The organism is Streptomyces sp. NPDC085596 (assembly GCF_044541565.1).
GTDB lineage: Bacteria > Actinomycetota > Actinomycetes > Streptomycetales > Streptomycetaceae > Streptomyces.
In genome coordinates this window covers 1-2,670 of sequence record NZ_JBITTC010000016.1, presented here as the reverse complement: position 1 = coordinate 2,670, position 2,670 = coordinate 1, and the positions used below count along the sequence as shown (strand labels likewise).

1 protein-coding gene is annotated in these 2,670 nt (G+C 68.8%); it reads left to right on the top strand.

The window, feature by feature from the left end; translation table 11 throughout:
- Positions 1 to 2,670: LamG-like jellyroll fold domain-containing protein (locus ACIGA3_RS30185; protein WP_399721640.1), on the top strand; the 2,670-nt coding region annotated here is incomplete at both ends.

The window sequence follows — 2,670 nt, the reverse complement described above, 5'->3', positions numbered from 1 at the left end:
GCCGGCTTCCTGGGCGGTACCTGGCCGGACGAGCCGCACTACTCGACCACGAGCGACCAGGGCTTCCCGACCTACTTCAACGGCACCATCGCCGATACCGCGTTCTACCCCCGTGCTCTGACGGCCAACGAGGTCACGGCGATACACACGGCGGCCACGAAGGCGTCGCCACTGCTGAGCTCGATCACCCGTCCGTCGGGCAAGATGCAGTCCACGATCGACTACGACACCAACGCCGCGCGAGCCGTCCGGGTCACCGACGACGACGGCGGAGTATGGCAGCTCGGTGCTCCGAGCGTCACCGGCTCCAGCCAGGTCTATCGCTCGGCGGTGCTTGGCGGGACCCCCAACCAGTACTACCGCTTCGGTGAGTCGGCGGGTGCCACGACGGCACTCGACGAGGTGCGCGGCGGCACGGGCACCTACTCGTCCGTGACGCTGGGCTCGGCGGGCCCGTTCAGCGACCACACCACCGGTGCGTTCAACGGCACCTCCTCGAAGGTGACGCTGCCCAGCGGCACGATTCCGGGCACCGGCCCCGAGTCGGTGGACATGTGGTTCAAGACGGCCACCGCCAACGGTGTGCTGGTCGGGGCGTCCAAGGACCCGCTGGGCACCACCACCCCGACCGCCTACACGCCGATCCTCTACGTGGGCAGCAGCGGGAAGCTGTACGGGGAGTTCTACTTCTCCGGCGGCTCGACCAAGCCGCTGGGCTCCGCGTCTGCGGTGACCGACAACAAGTGGCACCACGTCGTGCTGTCCTCGTCGGCGACCAGCCAGTCCCTCTACCTGGACGGCAACCTGGTCGGCACCCAGACCAGCACCGCCGCGATGAACGGCCAGCCCTACACCTACATCGGCGCGGGCTACATCGGCGGCAACTGGCCCGACGAGTCGCACAACAACACCACCGACATCACCGGTTACGCCAGCTACTTCAAGGGCTCGATCGCCGAAGCGGCGGTCTACCGCTCGCAGCTCTCCGCGGACGACGTCGGCGCGCAGTACGACGCGGCACTGAACTCCACCGGCCTGCTGCCGGTGAAGACAGTGAACGTGACCGATCCGGGCGGGCGCACGCTCACCTACGTGTACGACCCGACGCATGGCAACCGTGAGATCGAGTGGACCGACGGCCTCGGCCAGAAGACGTCGTTCGGTTATGACACCGGCGGGTTCGAGCGCACCGTCACCGACCCCAATGGCGCCGTGACCACCACGGGTCACGACCCGCGCGGTAACGCCGTCTCGGTGACGGCATGCCAGGACCAGGCGGCCAACAAGTGCTCGACCCGGTATTTCACGTACTACCCGGACGACACATCCGCCCAGCTGACCACCGCCGACCCGCGCAACGACCTGCCGCTCACCTTCCGGGACCCGCGTTCGGCCTCGGCCAGTGACAACACCTACCTGACGTCCTACGGTTACGACGCGCACGGCAACGCGGTCACCCAGTCCACCCCGCCGGTGCCGGGCTTCCCGAACGGCCGCACGGTCGGCACGACCTTCTCCGACGGCGGCGTGGGCTATCCGGCGGCGGACAGCGGGAACGTCCCGGCCGGCCTGCCGGTCAAGGTGGTCCTGCCGTCCGGTGCGACCACGTCCGTCTCCTACTTCCGCAACGGTGACGTCGCCTCGAGCACCGACACCGGCGGTCTGGTCACGAAGTTCACCTACGACGGCGTGGGCCGCGTGCTGACCAGGACGGAGGTGTCCGACTCCTATCCGGCGGGCCTGACCACCTCCTTCGAGTACGACGGTGACGACAACATCACCAAGGAGACCGAGCCGCCGCTGACCGACCGGATCACCGGTGCCGCGCACACGCCGGTCACCACCACCGCCTACGACGCCGACGACGACGTCCTGACACAGACCATCGCCGACGGCACCGGCGGTGACGCCCCGCGCACGAAGTCGTGGTCGTACAACGCGTACGGCCAGCTGGCGACGGCCAAGGACGCCAACGCCAACGCCGGGGCGGCCAACGGCGCCACCACGACGTACACCTACGACGGCTACGGCAACAAGGCGTCGGAGACCGCCCCTGACGGGACCACCATCGCCTACACCTACAACGCCAACGGCGACCTGCTCACGCAGACGCTGAAGCAGTACACCGGGGACCCGGTCACGCCTTCGGCACCGAGGGACCTGGTACAGGTCTCGCGCGCCTACGACCCGGCGGGTCGGCTGGCGTCCGAGACGGACTCGATGGGCAACACCACGTCGTACACGTACACGGACGACGATCTGGTGGCGACGGTCACCGACACCGACTCGGGCGGCACGAACAGCTTCGTTCAGGAGTCGGACTCCTACGACGCGGCCGGCAACCTCGTGAAGAGCATGACCGAGAACGGCACGACGGAGACCGACTACGTGGTGGACGCCGCCTCGCGGACCACCTCCACCACGGTCGACCCGGCGGGCGTCCACCGCACGACCTCGGTGTCCTACACCCCGGACGACCTGGTCGCCTCGACCCAGGAGTCGGACTCCGCGGGCGGGGACCGGGTGACCACCAACGGCTACGACACCAGGGGCAACCTCACCTCGCAGACCGTGCACGGGGACGCCTCGGGTCATCCGGCGGGCTGGTGGAAGCTGGACCAGGGCTCGGGCACCTCGGTGACCGACTCCTCCGGCACCGGCAACACCGGT